The sequence below is a fragment of the Arthrobacter sp. FW306-04-A genome (assembly GCF_044358315.1).
Taxonomy (GTDB): domain Bacteria; phylum Actinomycetota; class Actinomycetes; order Actinomycetales; family Micrococcaceae; genus Arthrobacter.
Map to the genome: position 1 here is coordinate 1888349 of NZ_CP084559.1, position 21924 is coordinate 1910272.

Genomic DNA, 21924 nt, shown 5'->3' on the forward strand with positions numbered 1-21924 from the left:
CGTTGGTTCTGGTGATGCGTGGAGGGAATTGCTTGGGCAATCAGCCGGGGAGTTGGCCGGCGAAGCGGCGCAGGATGTCTGTGGGACCTACCTGTCCGCCTTTGAGCAGGAGCCTGCACCCTGCGACGGCGGAGCCGCCGTCGGCCTGCAGGATGGGGCCTGCGGTGACGAACTGGTCGGACACCCGGAGCTTGCGTACGCCCATGGCGATGAGTGCGTGGCTGGAGGTGTCACCGCCGCAGACGGCGATGTCACGGGTGAGCCCGGCGTTGGCCATGCGGGCGGCGATGCCGCCGATCAGGGTGCCGACGTAGCCGGCGTCCACCGGTTTACCGGCACCGTAGCGGGGATCAGCCGCGCCGCGGGTGGTGTGAACGACGACGTTCCTGCCTGCCCGGAGGGCAGCGGAAACCTGTTCGTCGAGGGTTGCCACGGCGGTGGTGTCATCGCGCTGGAGCAGTTCGGCAGGCACGGGAACGTCCTCCCACCCGTTGGAGATGGCGTCGTTGAGTTGTTCCGCTGTGGTGCTGGAGGCTGAAGCGCTGACGGCCAGTACCGGTCCGGTCGGGCGCTGCGGCCCGGGGGTACGGGGAGTCTGGTTCGAGATGGAGCGTGCCAGGGCTGCCATAATGCCGCCGGATCCGATGACGATGGATGGGCCGTGGCCGTGTTCTTCCCGGGTGAGGGCTTCTGCGATGGCGTCCATCTGGTGTTCGTCCACGGCGTCGACGACGAAGGCCTGCGCTCCGGGTTCCCGGCGGCGGTCGGCCCAGGAGTCCTTGAAGGTGCCATCCTCATAGGCGGGCAGGTGGATGGCCCCGGGCACCTGGGTGCCGCCGAGCTGTTCGGCCAGAACCTGGCGGAGGTCCGCCTCGGACATGGGCGTGGAGGGATGACGGGACATGACCGGGTGACGGTCCAGCCGGTAAATCTGGCCGGCGTAGGTCGCGTAGTGATTACTGAACGCGGTGTAACGGCCGAAGCCCGGCTGGGCGGGCGCCACGGGAATGGGGCCGTGCAGGGGGAACTGCTCATGGAGCAGCTGGATCCCCCGCCCGATGCTCCCGACGGTGGTCGAGCTGTCGAACGTGGAGCAGACCTTGTAGAGCAGCACGTCCAGGTTCAGGGCCGCTATGCCGGCAAGGTCACGGGTGACCAGGGTGTCGAACGCTGCCCCCGACAGGGACCGTGCCGGACCTGCGAACCCGACGACGTCGGTGTCCGTGGGCAGCGGCGCGTCGCCGATGACCAAGGCGGCTTCCAGGCCGTAGCGGTGGGACTGGGCCAGGACGTCGGCGGCTCCGGTGAGGTCGTCGGCGACGAAACCGAAAGCGGGCATGTCAGGCACCCTTCCCGAAAGTCTGGACCGCATGCAGCAGGGCGTCATCTCCAGTTTCCGCCTGCCTGGTGGCTGCAGTCAGCAGCGGGACACCGTCAACCGCTGCATCCCACGCCTGGCGCAGGCTGCGCACACCGGCGCCGGGTCCATCGGGGTGGGCCGCGACCCCGCCGCCGGCCAGCATCATCAAGTCGGTGGAACCAACCGCGTCGAAGGTGGGCCCGGGCGTGGTGACATTCTGCCCGGACGACAGCACGGGGAGCGGTGCAACGGTTTTCCCGAGAGGTGCGAGCAGGCTGCGGATGTTGGCTGCAACTTCTTCGTCGAGTTCGTAGAACTTGCTGCCCAGCCCGCTGGCGTGCAGGTGGTCGGCACCGGCCAAGCGGGCCATCTGCTGCCAGACCCGGTAATCCATGCCCAGGGCCTTGGACCGCATTGATGCTGCGAGGCCCGCGCGGTGGCCGTGGATCGGGACTTCGGCGAAGCTGCGGAGCATTGCCAGGGCCGGGAGTCCCATCACCGGGATGTTCAGCATCACGCAGCGGCCACCGGCCTCGACCACCAGGTCGTGGCGCTTTTGCAGGCCGGCGAGGTCACCGGTGATGTTGAACGCATACATCGTTGAGTGGCCCGTGACCTGCTCTGCGGCACGGATTTCCTCGGTAGCGACCGCGACCCGGCGTTCCAGCGGCAGGTACGCCGGATCAGTCATCAGCTCGTCGTCCTTGATCAGGTCGATGGATGCCATCGCCAGATCCCTAACCACCAGCCGGAATTCCTCTTCGGAAAGCCCGACGTTGGGTTTGACGATGGTGCCGACCATCACTCCCTGGACGTCGTTGATGAGCTTGCGCGTTCCCTCTATGCCGAAGGCGGGCCCGGGGTGGGCGGCCACGAAGTCATCGGGCAGCGCAATGTCCTGCAACCGGCAGGCATACAGGTCGCCCAGTTCGAAGAGATTGCCCGCAATCGCCGTCTGCAAGGTGGCGAGGTCGGTACCGACATTTTCCATCGGGAAGTCAACAGTGACCAGGGCAGCCCGGACTTTTTCCGGGTTCGCCCGTGATGGCAGGGAAGGCCGGCAAAAACCCAGCTCCTGGACATCCGAAATCCGGGCCGCGTACCGCTCCCGGATCCTGGCGGACTCGCCCGGCACCGGCAGGAACGTACCGCTGGACTGCTCACCCGCCATGATGGCAGCTGCCTTCTCCGGCTCAATTTCAGACTCAAGGTAATAGGTGCAACGCACCGAGCGCGGGTCGCGCATGGATTCTCCAATTCAAGGGGGTTGAAACTCACGTATTCGACGGTCACCTGCAGGTACTTTCACTTCGCTCACGCACCAATGCGGGCTCAAGCAGGTGACTCGCACTCCGGGTCCATGGCATCTTCCGTGATCCCAAGTCCCAAAGTTGTACGTACCTTTGATACGTACAATAATAGGTGGTGTAGGTCACGTCAAGGCAGGCGGTTCGACGCCAAGGGCCATTGTTTCGGAGCGAGGGCTAAGATTTGCACAGCGGCAGAGGAGTGAGCGTGAGTTTGGAACCAGCAGAAGCAGGACCGGAGCCGGCGGGACGCGCCGGGGGTTTGAACCGGGAAGCCGGCGGCCCCCTTCATGCCCAGATCCGGGACATCCTGCACCGGCAGATCGTGGACCTTGCGCTGCCCCCGGGCTCCTCCCTGCCCACCGAAGAGGAACTGCAAAGGCAGTTCGGAGTTTCCCGCAGCGTCGTGCGCCAGGCCTTATCCGGCCTCGCCGACCTCGGCCTCATCCGGCGCCAGAGGGGCCGCGGCAGCGTCGTGGCCGCAACGCCTGTCCTTCGCCGGCATGTTCAGCGCGCCGGCGGCCTCGACGAGCAGGCGGCCGCGCACGGCCAGCGCCTGCGCACCCATGTCCTCAGCGTGGACCCTTCCGAGCCGCCCCAGGCAGGCATCGAGGCCCTCAACACCGCCAACACCTGGAAAATCGAGCGGGTCCGCTACCTCGACGATCTTCCCGTTGCCTTCATGCGCACCTGGGTCCCGCGCGACTTCTTCCCGCACTTCACCGTGGAACTGCTCGAAAACGCCTCGCTCCTTGGCCTTATGCGCGACCACGGCTACCACCCCGCCGGCGGGCCCCGCCAGGTACAGGCCGTGTCCTCCGACCCTGACCTGGCAAGGAAACTGGACATCAATACCAGGGAACCACTGCTCCTGCTCCAAGGCGTCACCCGGGACGCCCTCGGCCACGGCCTCGAATGGTTCAACGTCTGGCACAGCCCCAACACCGTCTTCGACGTCGACGCGCAAGTCACCAGCCAGCCAGGACGCGTCTCCCAAGAACACCTCCGCCGCCTGCGGAACCTGACCCAACAACTTGAATCAGAACTGGCCGACCTCGAACGAGGAGCACGTTAACGCGGGCCCCACGACGACGCGTCCGGTTTGGTTTGGGTGTAGTTCCGGCCGACATGCGGCAAGCCTGGCGGCGATAACTGAAGGTTGGTGTCAGCGGGGAAGGAGCAGGCGGATCTGGGTGCTGATGTCCTGCACAATGTCCTCGGTGCGAAGGGCGGGATCTGCATTCACTGCCATGCTGAGGAACATGATGGCAGAGACGATGCGTGCGGTTGTTGCGGCATCATCGGCATTGAGAAGGTCATCGCGGCCCAGGACGGCGGCGATTGCCTCCTCGGTCTGCGCGACGATGGAAAGGGCTTCACTGTGGTGGGGCTCCGTCGCGTCGCCGAAGACCATCTCCCGCAGGTAGGTGCGCCCATTGTCGACCTGGACGCGGTTGCACTCCACGATCGGCCGCACGATGGCCATCACTGCATCCAGTGCATTCGGGATGGTTTCAGCATCGGCCCGGCCCCGTTCGAGAGCTTCCGCGTAGTGGGCATTCTGCACGAGCAGGAGGAGTTCTCCCTTGGTCTTTGCGTATAGGAACAGGGTTCCGGTGCCGATGTCAGCCTTATCGGCGATCTGCTGGGTTGTGACCTCCTCAACCCCGTGTTCCGCGAACAGTGCACTGGCCGCGGCGGTGATGCGGTCAAGCTTCAGCTGCTTGTTCCGCTCACGTCGTCCGAGCGGCTGGGGTGCGACGGGCATGAAGGTTCCTCCGGACGTAAACTGACTGGACTCAGTTATGAGTATAACGAACACGGAGAGCCGAGGCACCCCCGGCCTGTCTACTTCCAGCAGTGGGAGGGCTCGACCGCGCTTCACGTGAGTGAGTGAAACGTCTTTGTCATAAGCGTGAGTTGCCGAAGCCAGCGGTATCAGCCGGCGGGAAAGCTGATTGATCGCGCTAGTCGTGAAGAAGCCACCGTGGGCCGCGGTGGCGGCGAACCCTTGACGAGACGTAGAAGTTCCGAACGTGGGTTAGTTGGCGAGGAATTCGACGGCGGTCGGTGCGAACTTGGCGTGGTGCTGGAAGATGCCGCCGTGGCCGGAGTCGGGGTAGATGATCAGCTCGGATCCTTGGATGCGCCGGTGCAGGTCTTGGGAGAGGACGGATGGCACCATGCGGTCGTTGTCGCCGTTGGCGATGAGGGTGGGGTGCGTGAGTGTGGACAGGTCTGACGGGGCGGAGCGGCCGAAGGCCTGGATTGCCTTCAACTGCGTTTGGAATGCGTGGGTGCTGATCGGCTTGTCACGGTCGGCGCTGCGCTCCTGGAGGCGCTTGATGAACGCTTTCGCTGCGGGTTTGCCGGTGGTGTTGCGGTTGAAGAACAGGAACTCCTTGGGATCGGACCTTGTCAGGATTGCGCGGAGGATGTCCCAGTAGGTGGTGCCGACGACTTTGTCGATGTCCTTGCCGCCGCGCGGGCCGGTTCCGGTGAGCACGAGCTTGCGGACAAGGTCGGGATGTTTGAGGGCCAGGTCCTGGGCGATCATGCCCCCCAATGAAAAGGAGAAGACATCGATTTTGTCGAACCCGAGGGCCTTGATGAAGGTGTAGGAGTCGTCGGCCATTGCCTCGATGTTGCGGGGAACCTGCCCGGTGGATGCGCCGACACCGGGCTGGTCGAAGGTGATGACGTGGCGGTTCTTCGCGATGGGGTCGATGATCCGGGGATCCCAGTTATCCAACGTGGCGGCTAGGTGCACGAAGAACACGACGGGGATGCCGCCCTTCGGCCCCAGCTCCCGGTAGGCGTAGGTGACACCTTCGGCTGTGAGGGCTTTGGTAGGTGCAATCGCGTACGAGGTGACGACAGCGTCCTGCGGGGTGCCGGTGTTGTCCATGACGGTTGTTCTCCTGCGTGGTTTGTGAGGTGGAAAAGGTGGCGGTTCAGTTGGTCAGGGCGACGACTGCTTTGCCGCGGATGGCGCCCTCGGCCAGGTGCTGCAGCGCCTCTGGGGTCTGGTCGAAGCTGAAGACCTTCCCTACGACGGGGCGCAGCACGCCGTCGTCGACCAGCGATGCGATCTGGCGAAGTTGGTCGCCGCTGGCGCGCATGAAGAGAAACTCATAGCTGACGCCGAGCTTCCTGGCATGCCGGCGAATTTTGGTGCTGAGTACAGTGATTGCCAGGCGAAGCGCAGGATTCAGCCCGGCTTCGCGGGCGAACGCCGGATCCGGCGGTCCGGAGATACCGATGGCCTTGCCACCGGGCTTGAGGATGCGCAGTGACTTCTCGAGGTTCTCCCCGCCGAGGCTGTCGAGCACGAGGTCGTAGCCGCTGAGGAGTTGCTCGAAGTCCTGGGTGCGGTAGTCGATCACGATGTCGGCTCCGAGGTCGCGCACGAAGCCGGCGTTGGAGCCGCTGGCGGTGGTTGCAACGGTCGCGCCGAGGTGCTTGGCGAGCTGGACGGCGATAGAGCCGACCCCACCGGCTCCCGCGTGAATGAGAATCTTCTGTCCGGGACGCACATTGCCCCGCTCAACGAGGGCCTGCCATGCGGTCAGCGCCACCAGCGGCAGCGAGCCGGCCTCCTCCATGCTGGCCGATGCAGGCTTCAACGCAAGGTCATCCTCGGCGACGGCGATGCGCTCGGCGAACGTGCCGATGCGGTCCTTATCGGGGCGGCCGTAAACCTCATCACCGGGCTTGAACCCGCGCACCTTAGACCCGACCTGCAGGACGGTGCCGGCCACGTCATTGCCGAGGATCAGCTGGAGCTTGTAGGGGAGGATTTGCTTGAACTCGCCCAGCCGGATCTTCTCGTCCAACTGGTTCAGGCCTGCCGCTTGAACCTGCACGAGCACGTCCCCTTCGCCGACGGTCGGCTCAGCAACCTCCGCTTCGCGCAGCGGCTCCTTGTACTTGGTGACGACGAACGCTCGCATGCCGTGATGCTCCTTCTGGGGGTTTTGGTTAGTAGCTGGTGCCATTGATGCAGCGATATCTCGGGGCGTCGCTCTGCCGCGCCGGGCACTCTTGTCAGTACCGGCATGTTTTGGACGGGCCCTTACGAGAGTGATTACAATCAATTATGACTACACTCATATATTTGTCAAGGCCGGACCTAGTTAATTGCGAGCAGGGGAGTGCGGCGAACGGCGGCGAACTAAATTGAGAAAGGACAGGCAGGACACGGCTCGCCGAATTTAGCTGGAGCTTCAAGTATTTCGGTAACGGTGTATGTTCGCTCTCGAACTATTGACTGCTTTGCGTCCTGTAACCCGCGGGCGGGTTGGGATCGTGAGATTCACAGGATTCATAAGATTCATCGACATTCACAGGAGCAGGTGTGGGGAACCCTTTTCGGCCGACGGCTGGGGCGACGCCGCCGGATCTTGTCGGGCGCGGCGGAGTGCTGGACGAGTTCGCTTATGGTCTGCGGATCGGGTCGGGCGCGCCGGGGCTTCTGACTATCTTTACCGGGGCGAGGGGGATTGGCAAGACCGTCATGCTCGGTGCCGCTGAGGACCTGGCTGTGGCCGGCGGCTGGGCGGTGGTGTCCGAGACCGCGACCGGCGGATTCCTGGGCCGTATCGGGGAGGCGATGCGCAGGCTGACGAACGAACTGGGGGATGGGCCGGCGGGTGACGGGGGTGTCGGTGGCCGGGTTCTCGGTCACCACCCAGCTTGCCCCGGAGGAGCAGGTCGATTGGCGGGCGCGCGGAGCGGTGCGGACCCCCGAGGACGCGTGGTGGGTCAGGGACAATCTGCGCCACGCCATTGACCGTCTCGTCGAGCTCGGGTACACGGTCCGGGGCGGCCAGAGCGAGGACCCGGAGCTTATCGACCCGGGCGGGTCGGCTGTTGAGACGTGGCGGGAGGACTACCCCTACGAGGAACGGATGACCCGCGAGGACTACGAGGCCGAAAAATACCTCTTCCAGATCGAGCTGCTCAAATTCCAGTACTGGGGCCAGGACCGCGGTTTGAAGAACGTGATCGTCTTCGAGGGCCGGGACGCGGCCGGCAAAGGCGGGACGATCAAGCGCTTTACCGAGCACCTCGATCCTCGTTCCGCCCGGACCGTCGCGCTGGGCAAACCCTCAGACCGCGAACAGGGCGAGTGGTACTTCCAGCGATACATCCAGCACCTGCCCACCGCCGGGGAATACCAGACCTTCATGGGACAGGCGCCGTTGTTCGAGAAAATGCTCGTGGACTCCGGGATCCACCTGAACAAGTTCTGGTTCTCCGTGACCCGCCACGAGCAGCGCACCCGCTTCGCCATCCGCCAGATCGACCCCGTCCGGCGCTGGAAACTCTCACCCGTGGACCTCGCCTCCCTGGACCGGTGGGAGGCATACACCGACGCGAAGGAACAAACCTTCCTCCGCACCGACACGGACCACGCACCCTGGATCACCATCAAATCCAACGACAAGAAGCGCGGACGGATCAACGCCATGCGCTACTTCCTCAACCAGTTCGACTACGACGGCAAAAACACAGCAGTGGTCCACAACCCCGACCCACTGATCGTGCGCCGCGGCCGGCTAGCCGTCGGAGACTGATCCTCCCTGGAGTCGCTTCGTCCAGCACTGTCACCAGTTGCCCTCCAAATACGCCGACCGAGCTGCACGATACTTCGATCCCGCCGGCCGGAGGAGGACGAGCGGACGCAGATCATGGATGAAGGCCTCACGACCACAGGAGCCGGGAAAGCCTCAACGCACGCGTGTCCATCTCCTGGAGCCGGCCATGCATCATGCTATGCGCCAAGGATGAAATAGGGAGCAGTCATGACGGAAATTTTGGGTGGAAGACTGGCTGCCTTCCTGAGGGCAGCGGGATGTCCGCAGCCACGGATTTTCGGGATTCGGCATCCGATGAGGGCGACGTTGCCGTGCTGCAATTCCGCCGCCTCCTCCCGGGGGCCTGAATGGGTCTCGTGGGTATTTCGGAGACCAATCCGAGGGGCCTCGTCAAGCTCGGCCCTAAGCGGTCCCTTCCTGTCCGCCTGTTAGAGCCATAGCAGTCTTGCCCCTCATCCCGACCCAGGCCCTCTGTCTGGCCTTGGCGCGGGGTCAGGGGTGGGCCGGAGGCCCATCGCGCAGTGACGCGAACGCGCCCTTGACAGCGCGCCGGGGGACAGTGACCATACGAGGCCCGGGGATGGTGGGCGGCGCACATTTACGGGTCAAGCCGCAGCCGGACCGACCTTCAGCGGCCGAAGGCCCTGTTGACTTTGTCAACACGTTGACTCTCCGGAGCGGTTTTTAGGCAGCAATTCGGAGACAAGATCCTTGATTTTCCGGGGTTTTGGCGCTCGTGGAAGCTCTTCGGGCCTCAAAAACGGGTTCCGGAATTACCCGCATCAGCGGGGAGGTCTTCAATCTAGGCCTCATCAGGATCCGCACCGTGCACGGAAGAGGACCGGATTGGGGGTCAAGCAGCTACCAGGGGCAGTGATGACCTGAAGCGGAACGCCCCGCCGTACGCGTGCTGACGCACGCCTTCCCTGCCTCCGGCAGGGAGGGTATTGGTCCGGCGGTGTCGGGGCCAGCGTCTGGTGGTGGTATGCCGTTTTCCATCCGAGTCGGATCAGCTTCAGGGTCGTGTGCATGTCCTCGGTGATGGTCTCGGTTGCGACCCCGCCGACCGCTGGAGAGTGGCCAGGCGCAGCAGCGAGATCGACCCGCACCAGAACGGGCCCGCACCGGGCTTGGTCAACCGCTTCGGGTGGGCCTGACGCTTTTCGTGGCCTGTGAGCGCCGCCCGGTGGATGCCGCCCAGGCCGGGGTTGCGGCCTTTGCGCTTGCCGGTGGGGATGATCAGGTCAGGGCGGGGGTCCTTGAGCGACTTGGGGTTCCTGCGACGGCGCAGCACGGTGGCGGTGCGAGGGTTTCATGATCGGTTTCTGCCTGGTGGGAGCGTTCCGGACCCGCCGCTTTCCAGCCGCCGACCCATGCGCTGTTCCCGGGGGCACGACCGCATTCCTTACGGGGCGGCGTCTTCGAGGTGGACGTCGACGCCCGTTCGGCCTTGGGGGCTGCGGGTTGCTCGGGTGGGGGTTCGTGGCCCGCCCTGGTGTTTTGGTGCTGGCGATGGCAGGCACTCCGGATGGGAAGCCGGGGACGGCACCTGCCGGGGTGTGGAACAGCCAGAGGGAGATAATCCCGTACGTGGCCCAGTCTCCGGACGCGACGCTTAGGGACATGGTGGTCTGGTTGTTTCCCGTGGTGTCACTGCGGACGTTTTGAAGGCTGACGGGGGTGGTTCCGGGCAGGCTGAGTGTGACGTTGCCGTCGCCGGCGACGGACGTCTTGATGGTGCGGACCCGGGCCCCGCCGACGGAAATGTCCAGGAGTTCCGCGGGGGTGCCGTTGACAAGGATCGGTGCGGGGACGGCGACGCGGTGGGCGTTGCGGCGGGAGGTGGCGTATTTTTCCGCCCTGATCCTTCGGAGACCAAGCATGAGCACGACGGAGGCCAGCAGGAGCCACAGGCCGCCGGCGATGGTGGAGGCCGGGCTGGAGCGCCAGGGGACAAGACCGGCGGTCCCTGCGGCCGCGTAGAGGACGACAGCCAGGACGGTGGCGACCAGCCAGCCCAGAACGGTTGGGATGGCGGCCCGGGTGCGCTGACCGGTTCCACCTTTGGGGGTGACTTCGAATTCGAGTGTTTTGCGGGTCACGAGCCACCAGAGGCAGGCGATGCCGACGGGTATGCGGAATATCCGCAGGGCAAAGGCAGTGGGCCAGTGGATCTGGCGTCGCATCAGCTGTTTTGCACCCCAAAGGCGGACGGAAAAGGTTCCGAGGAACACTGCGGTGAAGGTGGCCGGATCGGCCGTTGTGGTGCGTGCGCCGGAGATCATGAGGAGCATCGGGACGAGGAAGGCGATGATCGTGGCGATCCCTTCGAGCCACCAGAGCGTGCCGTTGAGGTATTCGTGGAAGTTCCGCCAGGACATCCACCGTTTGGCGGCCCAAAGCCGTTCGTGGGTGAGGATCTGCATGGCGCCCATGCCCCAGCGCCGGCGCTGGAGAAGGTATTGTTCCGGCGTTGCCGGGGCCAGTCCCACGGCGAGGGTCTGGTGGTGGTACACGGTTTCCATCCGAGGCGGATCAGTTTCAGGGTCGTGTGCATGTCTTCGGTGATGGTTTCGGTCGCGACCCCTCCCGCCTCACGGAGAGCGGCCAGGCGAAGCAGCGAGGTCGACCCGCACCAGAACGGGCCCGCGCCGGCAGCGTTCCGGGCCCGCATCTGGACGTTGAAGAAGAGCCCCTGTTCGCCCGTTATCCCGTCATCGTCAAACGCCCCGGCATTGTAGAAGGCCTGCGGTCCTTGGACCAAGGCGGTGTCCGGGTCTTCGAACCAGCCCAGTGTCGCCGTCAGGAAGGTCGGCAGCGGCACGTGGTCGCAGTCCAGGACCGCGATGATCCCGATGGCCGGGGCCCCGGCTTTTTCCTCTTCGGCCATCAGTGCCAGGGCGTGGTTCATGTTCCCGGCCTTGGCATGGTCGTGGTGTTCCCGGTCCACGAAGCGCGCGCCGTAGACCGCGCACATGTCCTTGACCCATCCCCTGCCCCCGTCGTCCAGGACCCATGTCTCGTGGAACGGGTCCAGGGCGCACGCCGCGGCCACGGTCGGTGCAAGGACTTCGACCGGCTCGTTGTACGTCGGAATCAGGACAGCCACCCGCATCCCGCCCGGGCCGGACCGCACTGGGGCAGGTGCCCGGCTGTCGATGTTCCACAGTGTAACAACGTTCAATATTACGCCGCCGATGGGCAGGGCCTCGAAAACCACGAGGACCCAGGCGGCGACCAGATCCGGGCCCCCGGCCGGCATCGTGAGCACGACCCGCCAGCACACATAGAGCACCAGGGCCGCGGCCGCGGCGGTGCCGCCGATCCTTGCCAAAAGCTTTGAATGAACAGGCTCCACAACGGGCGCCCCGAGTTGGCCGACCCAGCCGGACAGGCCCAGCCGGGCAAGATCGCCGGCGTCAAGGTGCCGGCGGCGTCCCCGCCGGTGCCGGCCGCGGGCACTCAATTAGAGCCAACGCCGTCACGGGCGGCGGGCACGTCAGCGGGAGCCAGCGGGCGCGAGATCAGATAGCCCTGGGCCGTGTCGCAGCCCATCTCCCGCAGTACAGCCAGCTGCGCGGCCCGCTCGACGCCTTCGGCGGTTATCCTGATCCCCAATGAATGCATGGCATGGATGATTCCACTGACGATGGCGGCAGTAGGCCGGTCAGTGTCGATGTCGTCGATGAAGGTTTTGTCGATCTTGACCCTGGTCAGGGGCAGCACACGAAGCAACGTCGGTGTGGAGTGAGCAGTTCCGTAATCATCCAGGGCAACGCCGACACCGGCATCGATCAATTGCCGCAACTGCACTGCGGCCCCGGGCAGGTCCAGTATTGCCGTGCCTTCCGTGATCTCGACTTCCAGCAGCCCGGCCGGGAGCCCGTGCAACTGAAGTGCGTTCATGACATCGGCGACCAGTGTGCCCGAGGCCAGCTGCACGGGGGAAACATTCACGCAGACCTTCATCGGCGTTCCCCCGTCGGCCCACAACCGTGCCTGCGCACACGCCCGCCCCATGACCCAGGCCCCGATCCTGAGGATCTCGCCGGTATGTTCGGCCACGGGGACGAATTCCGCCGGGGGGACCGGCCCGAGTTCGACGTCGGTCCAGCGCAGCAGCGCCTCGACGCCGTGGTCCGTTCCGGTGGCCAGGTCCCTGAGCGGCTGGTATTCCAGTACCAGCGCGCCGTCCTGAAGAGCGTGGGGCAACCGGCGGCGGATGAGTGCGTCCCGCACGAAGGACGACGACGCCCGGCCGCGGCAGATCCGCCCCACCCGGCGTTTGCCGGCGTGTTTGGCATTGAGCATCGCGCCGTCGGCATGCCGGAGGAGCGCCTCAAGCCCGGTCAATGCCTCCTCGCCAGTGACATCATCGGTGACATCCCCGCTCATGGCCAGGCCCACCGTCACAGTGACACCAAGCTGATGGCCGTCGACGACGAATGGCTCGTCCATGCATTCCAGCACCCGCTCGGCGACGGCCCCGGCTTCGCTTTCGTCCACACCGACCAGCAGGACGGCGAATTCATCCCCGCCAAGACGGACGACGGTATCCTCTGCCCGGACGCTTCCGGAGAGGCGCTGGGCGAACCCGGCAAGTACGACGTCCCCGGCCCGGTGGCCGTACGTGTCGTTGACGTCTTTGAAATCGTCCAGATCGATGAAAAGGATCCCTATCCGTGACCGGTCGGTGCCCCCGGTCAGGGCCGGTGTCTCCAGCTCGAGCATGCGCCTGTTGGGCAGGCCTGTGAGCGGATCATACAGGGAGGCGTGCCGGAAAACGGCCGACAGGCCTTCGAAGACTTCCGAGACCGGCACGACCCGCGGCGCGCCCTCCCCGAGAACGAGCAGATCCCGGTAACGGGTCGCTTCGGGCCGTTCCAAGACGGCGGCGACCGCTTCGGGCATCCCGAGCCCGTCCGGGACTGTGACGTTCGAATCGAACAGCAGCTCTGCAGCCGTCGCCCGGGAGTGCAGGGCACGACCGAACCCCAGACGGCCCGACATCTTGTATTCCAGCTGATCCCGGCTCAACAACCTGGATCCTTCCGGGCCCTCTATCACCACCCCGCGCAGCGTAATGTCCGCTCTGAAGAGCTCGTCAACCTCAAGGGCCGGGGTGGAGCCTGGCAGAACAAGCGCCTCGAACCCGAGATCCCCCAGCGTCAGGACACCCTGCCGGCTGTACGGCGTCGCAACGCTTTCAGGGTTCCTCACGGACCGTTCATATCAGACCAGAACAACCAACGGCCACCACCAACGTCGTGTCCAGATGAACAACAGCTAGCGATCCGGCAACGTAGTCGTGTACACGAGGTCGCCCGAACGGACAGCCCGTTCCGAAAGGCGAACCGCACGGGCATAACGGGCGGCCCCTGCCTCAATCGAGTGTTGACTCTCGAATATATGTCAGGTCTCGCCTCGGCGCCCACGTCTGCCCGGCGACCGAATTCAGTTTCGGGGCTGATGGACGCCGCCGGTCCCGGCCGTCAGGCTGGTTTGATGGACGATACCGAAAGGCGTGAAATCATCGCCAAGATCACGGACCGCCTCTCCGCGCGATACCCCGAAACATCCCGCTACTACATCGCCGGCGTCGTGTCCGAAGAGTACGCCCTGCTGGACGGCGGCCGGATCCGAACCTACATACCGACTCTGGTCGAACACAGTGCAAAGAACAGACTCCGCGGGAACACCACCCCGCCGCCCGCAGAGCGCTGACACCACCGATCCCCCCGATGGGGCCCGGTAGTCCTTGTGGCTGTCCCTAGGAGGCAAGTAGCTTGGCGGGATTTCAGCGGTTAGTGAGTTCCCGGAGGCGGCTTCACGCGCACCGGAGCGCACCGCAGGCCCCTACACGCTCTCCGGCGGTCACGGCCTTCTGCTGTCCAGTTCCCTGGCTCTGTCCAGGTCCTGTTTGGCAGGTCTGGGCAACGTCTTCGCAGTGTTCGCGTTGGCCGGTGCTGCGGTGGAGGTAGCGGGTCCATTCGAATTCTGCCGCTGCCTCACGGTACCGGGCCTCGTAGAACGGGCGCCGGCCGATTTGGTGGTGGACCATTCTTCGCGTGCCCTGGTGCGAGCCAGTTGCAGGGCTTCTTCCTGCAGCCGGGCGGCTTCATGCCAGGAGTATTGGCGCTGATAGGCCTGGCCGGGCACGAGCAGGGGACCGCGCCGGTCTGCGGATCCGGCCAGCAGTTTTGGTCCGGTCCAGCAGGCACAGGATCCAGACTCGTTCCAGCGCCGGGCACCGGGCCAGACGGGCTTCCATGGCCTCACCGTCCAGCACGACGTCCCCCAGGGTCGCCGGGTCTGTCTGCTGTTACGCGTCGCAGTGTTTGGCGTGGAGGGCCTGACGGAGGCGAGGAATGCCTGCGGAGGAAATCCGGGGGTTGATCAGTCCGTGGGGCACCGCGTGCAACACGGCCGCCGTCGGGCCTGGACCGTCCGGATGCGGCCGCGGGGGTGCGGGCGTAGGCTGTCACGGGACAGCCAGCTGCCGTCGCTGAGGAGTGAGTAATGATCGGAAAGACCAAGGTTTCCCGCGCTGCGAACGAAGCCGCACATGCTGCCCGGGGCCGTGCCGAACAATGGATCAGGAACGCGTCCGGCAAGACCTCGCCCCAGGCCGAAGCGGCCATCCGGTGGGCGGTGTCCAGGCTTGACGAAGCCCAGGTCCCCGACGTGGTTCACGGGGTGGTTCTCACGCTGACAGGAAACAGGAAGCTCGCCAACCGGGCACGAAAGGCTGCCTCCCGGGCCGTGCTGCGTGCGGAACGGAAACTCCGTCCTGCAGGCCAACCTTCGGGGAAGACGTTTCTTGTTTCCGCTCTGGCCGCCGCTGCGGCCGCCGTGGCGGGCGTCCTGGTCTGGCGGATGGTGACCAGCCGTCCCGACCCGAAGGAATCGGAGGGGGAGCAGCAGACCCCCTCCGTCTAGAGCCCCACGTCCAGGTCTCCCTGGAGAAGGAACGCCGTCATGCCGGCAGGGAACGGTCAAAAGGGCCAATGGCCGGAAGGCCTGCGGTGTCACGGCCCCCGGAGGCGGGGCCTGAGGACGTTTCCGCTGGCGGCATCGGGCATCGGGCATCGGTCGGATCAGCCCCGCCAGACCACTGTGATGGCCTCGCCCGTGGGCACGGCCTTGACGTGCAACGATACGTCCAAGCCGTTCGGGCCACGGCACGGGTCCGTACCGGTGACGGCGGTTACTTCCTGGATCAGCTGGTTAAGGGCGAGGGCCATGGCGCGGCCCCAGTCCGCTGGATGGGTGCTGGACGCCTCGACGGTCACCGAACGGACTGCCTCTGAGGTGGGTTGGGGGTCTGTCTGCATGATCAGTCTCCATCCGGAATCTGCACAGGAAGTGCAGGCCTTGATGCGCAGTCAGACCTCCAATGAGGGCGCCGTGATCCTCTTCTCCAAGGAATCAGGGACCGCGTCGCCTCATTGGTCCTCCGCAGTGGGTTCCCCATTTTAGCGGCGACGGAGCCGGGCCGTCCACGGCCCGGGCCGGAAGCCCCGGGGACGCATGCCGTCCGGGGGTTGCCATACGCTTCCACATCCGCTCCGCGCCAGGGCGGAGCGGGGAGGCGGATGGTGCACCGGACAGCCTCCGGCCATGCCCCTGTCCGGGATGCGCAACAGGCCTAGGGCTGGGTGCCGTAGATGAATTCCTTGGCGTGGTTGACGGCTTTTCTGAACGCGTCGTTGCGGAGCGTGATCTCGTCTTCGGTACCCGTCTTGCCTGGCTCGAGGTAGGCGGTGTGCCCGGGGTGCAGCACCCAGATGTCTCCGGACGGCGGCAGGTAGAAAACGCCGAAGGAACGGTGCCGGGGATCTGTGGCCCAGATCGGGACCACGGCGATGGCCGCGCCGGTGTCGGCGTTGATCCATTGCGCCCGGGGCAGGGGCTGGAGGTGGACCTGGACCGCGGGATCCAGGAACGGTGCTGTGCCTTTGCCCCAGCGTTGTTCAAACCGTTCGTGGAACGCCGGCATCAGAAGGTCATCGTAGGGGTGCCAGGCGCTCATGGCAGGCTCCTTTCAGGCTCGGCCGGCGTGACGGGCGCCGGAATTAGTGGTTGATTCAATGAAGGATCCACCACGGCATCTGGTACCCGCCCGGTGCGGGTTCTTCTTTGGCCCGTGCTGCTCGGTGGTCCGGCAATTGGTGGAACGGATCCCAGGCGCCCCTGGGCTCTCGTCCGGGGGCCTGGTCTACCGGGGGTTCCCAGCGCACGGGGCCGATGATCAGGGAAGCGCCGGAAGGTCTGTTTGGTGCAGCACGGGACGGGCCGTGTGGTTGCCGCGGGGCCGGAACGTTGTCGGGCCGGGGGGATCCGGCCCGCTGCCGGTCGTACGCGGCCCGTTTGACCGGGTCGCGGAGAACGGCGTAGGCGTCCATGATGTCGCGCAGTTCCTGGTCGCGCAGTTCCTGGTCGCCTAGTTCCTGTGCGCCGGAGTCCGGGCCTGCGGCCACGGCTCCGGGGGTGCGGGTGTCGGGATGACGGGCGCGAACCAGCGCCCGGTAGGCGCGGTTGACTTCACGCGCCGTGGCTGCCGGATCCAGGTGGAGGACCTTGTAGGGGTCCGGGCTGTGGTCTTCCATGGTCCCGCTTTTTCCTGCCGTTGTTCCTGTCCGGGCCCTGCTGCCGGGCGGGGGCCCGGGGGTGTGGGGATGGTCCCCGGGCCGCGGGGGCCGGGGACCATCGGTGCCGGAGGCATCGTCGGGGGCCGCTTTTTCGGTGCGCAACTCGCGCGGTGGCGTGGCTGGTCTGCATCGCCCTTCACTTACCGGCGGCCGGTCCAATGCTCCCGGTCTGCACGCCTGGCCCGGTGCGGGTTCTAGGCGTTGATTTCCTGACGCTGGCTCTTCTCCGATGCGATCTCGATCCGGCGCGGTTTGGCTTTCTCGGCCACCGGGATCCGCAACGTCAGCACGCCGGCGTCATAGCTGGCCTTCACCGCGTCGGTGTCCAGGGCATCGCCGAGGATGAGCTGGCGGCTGAAGACGCCGCGGGGCCGTTCGGCGGCGATCAGCTCGATGTTCTCACCGGCCGGGTCCTTCCGCTCTGCCTTCACGGTCAGGACGTTGCGTTCGACGTCGATGTCCACCGAATCGACGTCGACTCCGGGCAGGTCGAGGGCGACGACGAATTCCTCGCCTTCCTGCCAGGCGTCCATGGGCATGGCCGCCGGCCGGGCCGTGGTGCCCAGAACCTGCTGGGCGAGCCTGTCGAGCTCGCGGAACGGGTCGGTACGCATCAGCATGGTCTTTCTCACTCCTTACAGATCGGTGCGATCATTCCCTTCCCAGCCCACTTGGTTGCTGTGGTGGCTGGTATAGATTTTTTATAGCACTGGTGTGAAACTGGTGCAAGGGGGATTTTCGGGTTTTTAAGGTCAGGAGAAGCGGATGGAGTCCAAGCGCGGGAGAACCACGGGGGTGTATGCCATTTCGGTGGCCGCGGAGCTGGTCGGGACAGGGCAGCAGAACCTGCGCCTGTATGAGCGCAAGGGCCTGCTGGAGCCCGGACGCACCGGCGGGGGAACACGCCGCTACAGTGAACAGGATCTGGATACCCTGCGCCGTATCAGTGAGCTACTCGAGGACGGCCTGAACCTGGCCGGCATCCGCATGGTCCTTGAACTTGAAGCGGTCAACCGGCGGCTGGAAAGGGAGCTGGCGGCGGCCAGGACCCGGCGCTGAGCGCGGCGCCCCCGCCCGGGACGCGGAGGGGGCCCGGAGGGACCGGGTCGCGCCCGCCATCATGGGCTACCGCATCCCGGGGTCGATCGCTTCAACGACGACGTGCCTGACGTCGTTCCGGCGGCGGTTCCTGGGGGGCGGTGTGAGTCCGCTGGGCCCGTGTCATGCGCGGGTCAACGGAAGGCGGGCCAGTGGCCCATTGTCAGCCCGGCCTTGTGCTGTCATTACCGTTGTAGCGGCGGGCCCGGACGGCCGCTGATGGGAGTCCTGATGGATGCGCAGTGGATCTTCGGCATCGTCGTCGGCTATGTCGCAGCGGGCGTCGCAGTGTTCCTCTTGTACTTGCCTTTCCTGGTTCTGTTCGTGGTGCTGCTGCTTGCGGCGGGCATCCTGGAGCTCATGGCGTTGCCGTTCCTGGTTTTGTTCCGGGGATTTCACGGGCGTGGAAAGCCCGGCTCCTCAACAAGTGGATCCCGGCTTCCGGGGTGATACGTCATCAGGTCCAGGATTCCTTTGGCCGCCCGTCAGGAGTGCGGGGGACCCGGTCACCGGAGGCGGCGGCTCGGAAGGTTTGCCTTGGCCCTGGTGGTCCGCGGCAGGGAATCAGAAAGGACAGAGCACCTCGCCGCCTTCCCGACCGGTTCAGGCGGCATGTGCGGGGCCGGCCGTGCGGTCAGGTGCGGATGGTTTTCAACGCGGTGGTCCAGGAGATCAGCTGGTCCAGGAGGGTTAGTTCCGGGCTGCGCTGGTGATGCCCGCCTGCGTGAGGCCAGGCGGCGTCGGTGCGGCCGGTTATGAACGGTGGGTTGGGTCGGGGTGCGGTGGTGGTACCGGGTCGGGGACGGGGACCGGGCTCCGGGTTGGGGTCCGGGGCCGGGTGAGGTGGGAACGGTGTGGTCGGTCCGGCAGGAAAGGCTCGGGTTCGTGTTGCGGTGGAAGGGTCATCGGGCGCTCACTTGCGTTCGGCTTGAAACATCGGGCTACGCCCGGGCGTCTTCACAAGACCATGGGGTTTGGCCGGATCCCAGGCTTTTTGAAACGACCGGGGCTGATCCGGCCCCAGGCCGTGCACCGGGCAGACGGCCAGGCGTGGTGTCGCGGCCGGGCGTGGTGTTCGGTGTCAGGGGCGCGTGGCGGGTGTGCGGCGGGTCCGGGCCCGGAGCTGGATGATGCGTACTGCACCGGCCACGGCGACCAGGGCACCGCCGCCGACGGCTGCAATGAGCAGGGCAATGCCTAGAGAGATGGTCCCGTCCAGGCCGAAGAACCTGACCCTGGCGTTGTCCTGGTTCTGCACGATGAACGCGATGAGCAGGATCAGGAGCACGAGGGCGGCAATGGTGGCCGTCCAGGCCATCCCGGCGCGGGTGACCACCGGCCGGCGCTCCGCCGACGGGGCCGCTCCGGGTGTGGGCGCGGGGGAAGGCTCCGGTGCTGGCTGTGGTTCTGCGTTCACTGGGGGACTCCTTTGTTCCTTGGACGATCAGCGTCAAGCTTCTCCGGGCTGTATTGCGTCGAAGAACCGGTGCTCCGGCGGAGCGGGCGTTCCTTCGGCCCGGGCCCGGATGAAGTCGAGGTCTTCGGGGGAGAGACTGGCCTGGGCGTGCTGGTCCGAGTCCGCGGTGATTCCGGTTTCCTGATGGATCGTCTCCGTGATGGTGCGCGGCAGCACCACGCATCCGGGGTTCTCGGTGAGCCATTGCTGGGTTTCGGGGCTGAGGCTGTGCCAGTGGTCCCTGATGTTGATCTCCATGGTGAGCCCTCACTGATTGAATCCGGAGGCAAAGGACCCGGGCCGGTCCGGTACCGGGGACGTGATCAGGGTACGCCCCGTGAACGCAGAAAGACAGGGAGGGAGGGGACTCGCTGTGGCCCGCAGGAGGATGATCAAACGGGACAGCAGAGAGACACGATAGGCCGGGGGCGAAGGCGCCTCGTCCGCATTCAAGCGCGTGCATTGAACTTCGCTCATTGTTGTCGTGGAACAGCGCCCTCCTGCGGGATGCCGGCTCGCGGGGCCCTGCAGAATCTCGACTACGGCAGCGCCGCGGCGCGTGCCATCCTTGGGGTATGGCACGAACCTGGTTATCGGTGACGGTGGAACTGCTCGGCGGTCGTGGCGAGGAGCTGTGGCCGTGGCCCGGGCGCATCTTCGCGGTCGGACCGTCGCACACCTTCATGGATCTCGCCAACGCCATCAACGATGCCTTCGCCCGATGGGACCGCTCACACCTGTCAATGTTCACCCTGGCCGACGGCCGGGTAATCACCGACCAAGAGACGGGAACCGAGATCGCCGGATCGATCCGCGGCCCGATCATCGCGCCAATCGACATCGCTGCTGCCAAGGTCACCCGGACCCTGGAGCCGGGGACTGAGTTTCAGTTCACGTACGACCTCGGTGACGCCTGGACACACCGATGCGTGGTGGGGGACGAGAAGGTCGACCCGCTTGAGGTATTGGGTATCCGCCCTGATGCCCCCCTGCCGTACTGGGGCTGGGGCAGCATCCCGGACCAGTACGGGCGCCGATGGGCCGACGACGACGGGGAGAGCCGGGCCCCGGGGAAACCGGGCCGGCCGCACCCGATGTTGCTGCACGCGTGGCCCGCACAGGTGCAGGTGCCCGGGCTCGACCTGTCCGAACTGCGTGAAGCCATCGCGGCGGCAGATGCGGCCCGCTTCCTCGCTGCGGTGACGGGACATGACATCGATGACGCTCTGCAACAGGTGGGGGCCGGCATCCCGATGGCGCTGGAGCAAAGACGCCAGGAAGCAGAGCCGGTGGCACTCTCTGTCATCAACCGGCTGACGTGGCGCGACGGCGCCGGGGACCGGATGCTGGCCGAGGACCTCCTGGCCGCTCTGCGCCGCGAGCCGCTGACGGGCAGGGTGGTGTCGGTAGACCTGGATATGCTCAGCACCGTGTTGGAAGGGGATCCCGAGCTGTCGGCCGGTGGCTACCTCGACCTGCACACCGGGCAAGTCTACGACGAGACCGCCACTGACCCGATGATGGTCGGGGAGGGCGCCGCCATCGACGTGGAGGAGGAGCCGGACCGTTGGCTTTGGCTTAGCCGTACCGGTTCGCGGAACGGCTGGCGGGACATGGCGGCCTTCGCCGGGCGGCAGCACGATGAGGCCCTCCGGGAGCGGCTGGAGCGGGCGATCGAGGGCAAAGGTGCCTTCTTCCGGTTCCGTGACATCGTCCGCGGCGAGAACCTTATCGAGCAGTGGTACGCCTTCTCGACCGACCGCCAGATGGGTCGTGCCCGCGAGTTCCTCGCGGACAATGGCATCCGCGTGGGCTGAGGAGCTGGGCTCGGCCAGCGCCCGCGCTAGGACCGTGGCGCCCGCCGCCTCCCCTCAACCCGTGGAGCCGCTGAGTAGACCGCTTTTGAGGTCGGACGCGGTTACGGGATCGTCCCAGTGCAGGTTCAACAAAGGGCACGGTTAAACTGCCACTAAAGCTGCGATTTAAAGGGCTCTCCTGACTCATCCGTGGGTGATTTGAGCGCGCCTTAACTGACGCGCGCCGCTTCCTGTCTAGGTTTCTGACTGTCTAAGGAACAGAAACTTCAGAGAAGGAAAACGGCGTGCGAAATGCAAGACTATGGCGATCTCTGCTTGGTGCCGAGAAAACGGTCGTGGAGTCCATCGATTCCGATGAGGAATCCGGGGTCCTTGTCGCCTCGGTCCGGGCGACGGGTTCTGTGCGTAACAGCTGCGGCGTCTGCCGGCGCCGTTGACAGCCGTTGCCCGATAGGACAAAGGACAGGTCCGCCGGCGCTGGCGCTCCCTGGACACCGGCGCCATCGAGGTTTATCTGGAAGCCGAGGCGCCCAGGGTCCGGAGCCGGGGGCACGGGGTCGCGGTGGCGGCTGTCCCGTGGGCCCGTCACCACGGTCATCAGACCGGTGGGGACGCCGAGCCGGCCCAGCCCATAA

Annotated in this window: 21 protein-coding genes and 1 pseudogene; 8 read left to right on the forward strand and 14 right to left on the reverse strand. The window is 65.8% G+C overall.

What is annotated here, in order from left to right; all coding sequences use genetic code 11:
• Nucleotides 1–40: 40 nt before the first annotated feature.
• A complete protein-coding gene (locus LFT43_RS08615) occupies nt 41–1339 on the reverse strand; it encodes a four-carbon acid sugar kinase family protein (RefSeq protein ID WP_395802276.1) in 1299 nt (432 codons plus the stop codon).
• Nucleotide 1340: 1 nt separating this feature from the next.
• A complete protein-coding gene (locus LFT43_RS08620) occupies nt 1341–2606 on the reverse strand; it encodes a RuBisCO large subunit C-terminal-like domain-containing protein (RefSeq protein WP_395802278.1) in 1266 nt (421 codons plus the stop codon).
• Nucleotides 2607–2875: 269 nt separating this feature from the next.
• On the opposite strand from LFT43_RS08620, the gene LFT43_RS08625 reads away from it, so the two are divergent.
• Nucleotides 2876–3742, forward strand: coding sequence for a GntR family transcriptional regulator (locus LFT43_RS08625; RefSeq protein WP_395802280.1), 867 nt, complete (start codon nt 2876–2878; stop codon nt 3740–3742).
• 90 nt (nt 3743–3832) lie between these two features.
• Here LFT43_RS08625 and LFT43_RS08630 read toward each other — a convergent pair whose 3' ends face one another.
• The 3 genes from LFT43_RS08630 to LFT43_RS08640 all read right to left on the reverse strand — a co-directional run bounded on the left by LFT43_RS08630 (nt 3833) and on the right by LFT43_RS08640 (nt 6620).
• Complete coding sequence (locus LFT43_RS08630) at nt 3833–4435, reverse strand: TetR/AcrR family transcriptional regulator (RefSeq protein WP_395802282.1); 603 nt, start codon at nt 4433–4435, stop codon at nt 3833–3835.
• Between the two features lie 273 nt (nt 4436–4708).
• Entirely contained in the window at nt 4709–5575 is an 867-nt protein-coding gene (locus LFT43_RS08635; protein WP_395802284.1) for an alpha/beta fold hydrolase, read from the reverse strand.
• A gap of 46 nt (nt 5576–5621) precedes the next feature.
• The gene (locus LFT43_RS08640) at nt 5622–6620 is read right to left on the reverse strand and encodes an NADP-dependent oxidoreductase (RefSeq protein ID WP_395802286.1); all 999 of its coding nucleotides are present in this window, start codon (nt 6618–6620) and stop codon (nt 5622–5624) included.
• A 783-nt stretch (nt 6621–7403) separates the two neighbouring features.
• On the opposite strand from LFT43_RS08640, the gene LFT43_RS08645 reads away from it, so the two are divergent.
• A complete protein-coding gene (locus LFT43_RS08645) occupies nt 7404–8246 on the forward strand; it encodes a polyphosphate kinase 2 (protein WP_395802977.1) in 843 nt (280 codons plus the stop codon).
• A gap of 2302 nt (nt 8247–10548) precedes the next feature.
• Here LFT43_RS08645 and LFT43_RS08650 read toward each other — a convergent pair.
• Nucleotides 10549–11733, reverse strand: a complete 1185-nt coding sequence (locus LFT43_RS08650) for a glycosyltransferase (RefSeq protein WP_395802288.1) — start codon at nt 11731–11733, stop codon at nt 10549–10551.
• Entirely contained in the window at nt 11730–13487 is a 1758-nt protein-coding gene (locus tag LFT43_RS08655; RefSeq protein ID WP_395802290.1) for a putative bifunctional diguanylate cyclase/phosphodiesterase, read from the reverse strand. The genes LFT43_RS08650 and LFT43_RS08655 overlap by 4 nt, the downstream gene beginning before the upstream one ends.
• Before the next feature lie 285 nt (nt 13488–13772).
• On the opposite strand from LFT43_RS08655, the gene LFT43_RS08660 reads away from it, so the two are divergent.
• Nucleotides 13773–13991 (forward strand): three-helix bundle dimerization domain-containing protein, encoded by a 219-nt coding sequence (locus tag LFT43_RS08660; protein WP_395802292.1) that lies wholly within the window; start codon nt 13773–13775, stop codon nt 13989–13991.
• Nucleotides 13992–14094: 103 nt separating this feature from the next.
• Here the strand turns inward: LFT43_RS08660 and LFT43_RS08665 are convergent, their stop codons facing one another.
• Complete coding sequence (locus tag LFT43_RS08665; protein ID WP_395802294.1) at nt 14095–14328, reverse strand: hypothetical protein; 234 nt, start codon at nt 14326–14328, stop codon at nt 14095–14097.
• Between the two features lie 458 nt (nt 14329–14786).
• Here LFT43_RS08665 and LFT43_RS08670 point away from each other — a divergent pair, with 458 nt between their 5' ends.
• On the forward strand, nt 14787–15206 hold the full coding sequence (locus tag LFT43_RS08670; RefSeq protein WP_395802296.1) for a hypothetical protein: 420 nt from the start codon (nt 14787–14789) through the stop codon (nt 15204–15206).
• A gap of 158 nt (nt 15207–15364) precedes the next feature.
• Here the strand turns inward: LFT43_RS08670 and LFT43_RS08675 are convergent, their stop codons facing one another.
• From LFT43_RS08675 to LFT43_RS08690, 4 genes are all read right to left on the reverse strand, one after another.
• On the reverse strand, nt 15365–15601 hold the full coding sequence (locus tag LFT43_RS08675) for a hypothetical protein (RefSeq protein ID WP_395802298.1): 237 nt from the start codon (nt 15599–15601) through the stop codon (nt 15365–15367).
• Between the two features lie 314 nt (nt 15602–15915).
• The gene (locus tag LFT43_RS08680) at nt 15916–16299 is read right to left on the reverse strand and encodes a hypothetical protein (RefSeq protein ID WP_395802300.1); all 384 of its coding nucleotides are present in this window, start codon (nt 16297–16299) and stop codon (nt 15916–15918) included.
• Between the two features lie 55 nt (nt 16300–16354).
• Entirely contained in the window at nt 16355–16876 is a 522-nt protein-coding gene (locus LFT43_RS08685; protein ID WP_395802302.1) for a J domain-containing protein, read from the reverse strand.
• A 236-nt stretch (nt 16877–17112) separates the two neighbouring features.
• Nucleotides 17113–17538, reverse strand: coding sequence for an Hsp20/alpha crystallin family protein (locus LFT43_RS08690; protein WP_395802304.1), 426 nt, complete (start codon nt 17536–17538; stop codon nt 17113–17115).
• 145 nt (nt 17539–17683) lie between these two features.
• On the opposite strand from LFT43_RS08690, the gene LFT43_RS08695 reads away from it, so the two are divergent.
• The gene (locus LFT43_RS08695; protein ID WP_395802306.1) at nt 17684–17977 is read left to right on the forward strand and encodes a MerR family transcriptional regulator; all 294 of its coding nucleotides are present in this window, start codon (nt 17684–17686) and stop codon (nt 17975–17977) included.
• A gap of 270 nt (nt 17978–18247) precedes the next feature.
• Nucleotides 18248–18466 (forward strand): hypothetical protein, encoded by a 219-nt coding sequence (locus LFT43_RS08700; protein WP_395802308.1) that lies wholly within the window; start codon nt 18248–18250, stop codon nt 18464–18466.
• A 631-nt stretch (nt 18467–19097) separates the two neighbouring features.
• On the opposite strand, the gene LFT43_RS08705 is transcribed toward LFT43_RS08700, so the two are convergent.
• Nucleotides 19098–19433, reverse strand: coding sequence for a lipopolysaccharide assembly protein LapA domain-containing protein (locus LFT43_RS08705; protein WP_395802310.1), 336 nt, complete (start codon nt 19431–19433; stop codon nt 19098–19100).
• A gap of 33 nt (nt 19434–19466) precedes the next feature.
• On the reverse strand, nt 19467–19730 hold the full coding sequence (locus LFT43_RS08710) for a hypothetical protein (protein WP_395802312.1): 264 nt from the start codon (nt 19728–19730) through the stop codon (nt 19467–19469).
• A 317-nt stretch (nt 19731–20047) separates the two neighbouring features.
• Between LFT43_RS08710 and LFT43_RS08715 the strand changes: the two genes are divergently transcribed.
• On the forward strand, nt 20048–21289 hold the full coding sequence (locus tag LFT43_RS08715) for a hypothetical protein (RefSeq protein ID WP_395802314.1): 1242 nt from the start codon (nt 20048–20050) through the stop codon (nt 21287–21289).
• Nucleotides 21290–21573: 284 nt separating this feature from the next.
• Nucleotides 21574–21893 (forward strand): annotated as a pseudogene (locus LFT43_RS08720) (transposase family protein); the annotation flags it as partial.
• Nucleotides 21894–21924 lie beyond the last annotated feature (31 nt).

Coding starts and splice junctions, on each gene's coding strand:
- LFT43_RS08615 (WP_395802276.1), bottom strand. CDS start 1,339: ATGCCCGCTTTCGGTTTCGTCGCCGACGACCTCACCGGAGCCGCCGAC.
- LFT43_RS08620 (WP_395802278.1), bottom strand. CDS start 2,606: ATGCGCGACCCGCGCTCGGTGCGTTGCACCTATTACCTTGAGTCTGAA.
- LFT43_RS08630 (WP_395802282.1), bottom strand. CDS start 4,435: ATGCCCGTCGCACCCCAGCCGCTCGGACGACGTGAGCGGAACAAGCAG.
- LFT43_RS08635 (WP_395802284.1), bottom strand. CDS start 5,575: ATGGACAACACCGGCACCCCGCAGGACGCTGTCGTCACCTCGTACGCG.
- LFT43_RS08640 (WP_395802286.1), bottom strand. CDS start 6,620: ATGCGAGCGTTCGTCGTCACCAAGTACAAGGAGCCGCTGCGCGAAGCG.
- LFT43_RS08660 (WP_395802292.1), top strand. CDS start 13,773: ATGGACGATACCGAAAGGCGTGAAATCATCGCCAAGATCACGGACCGC.
- LFT43_RS08665 (WP_395802294.1), bottom strand. CDS start 14,328: ATGGTCCACCACCAAATCGGCCGGCGCCCGTTCTACGAGGCCCGGTAC.
- LFT43_RS08670 (WP_395802296.1), top strand. CDS start 14,787: ATGATCGGAAAGACCAAGGTTTCCCGCGCTGCGAACGAAGCCGCACAT.
- LFT43_RS08675 (WP_395802298.1), bottom strand. CDS start 15,601: ATGCAGACAGACCCCCAACCCACCTCAGAGGCAGTCCGTTCGGTGACC.
- LFT43_RS08680 (WP_395802300.1), bottom strand. CDS start 16,299: ATGAGCGCCTGGCACCCCTACGATGACCTTCTGATGCCGGCGTTCCAC.
- LFT43_RS08685 (WP_395802302.1), bottom strand. CDS start 16,876: ATGGAAGACCACAGCCCGGACCCCTACAAGGTCCTCCACCTGGATCCG.
- LFT43_RS08690 (WP_395802304.1), bottom strand. CDS start 17,538: ATGCTGATGCGTACCGACCCGTTCCGCGAGCTCGACAGGCTCGCCCAG.
- LFT43_RS08695 (WP_395802306.1), top strand. CDS start 17,684: ATGGAGTCCAAGCGCGGGAGAACCACGGGGGTGTATGCCATTTCGGTG.
- LFT43_RS08700 (WP_395802308.1), top strand. CDS start 18,248: ATGGATGCGCAGTGGATCTTCGGCATCGTCGTCGGCTATGTCGCAGCG.
- LFT43_RS08710 (WP_395802312.1), bottom strand. CDS start 19,730: ATGGAGATCAACATCAGGGACCACTGGCACAGCCTCAGCCCCGAAACC.
- LFT43_RS08715 (WP_395802314.1), top strand. CDS start 20,048: ATGGCACGAACCTGGTTATCGGTGACGGTGGAACTGCTCGGCGGTCGT.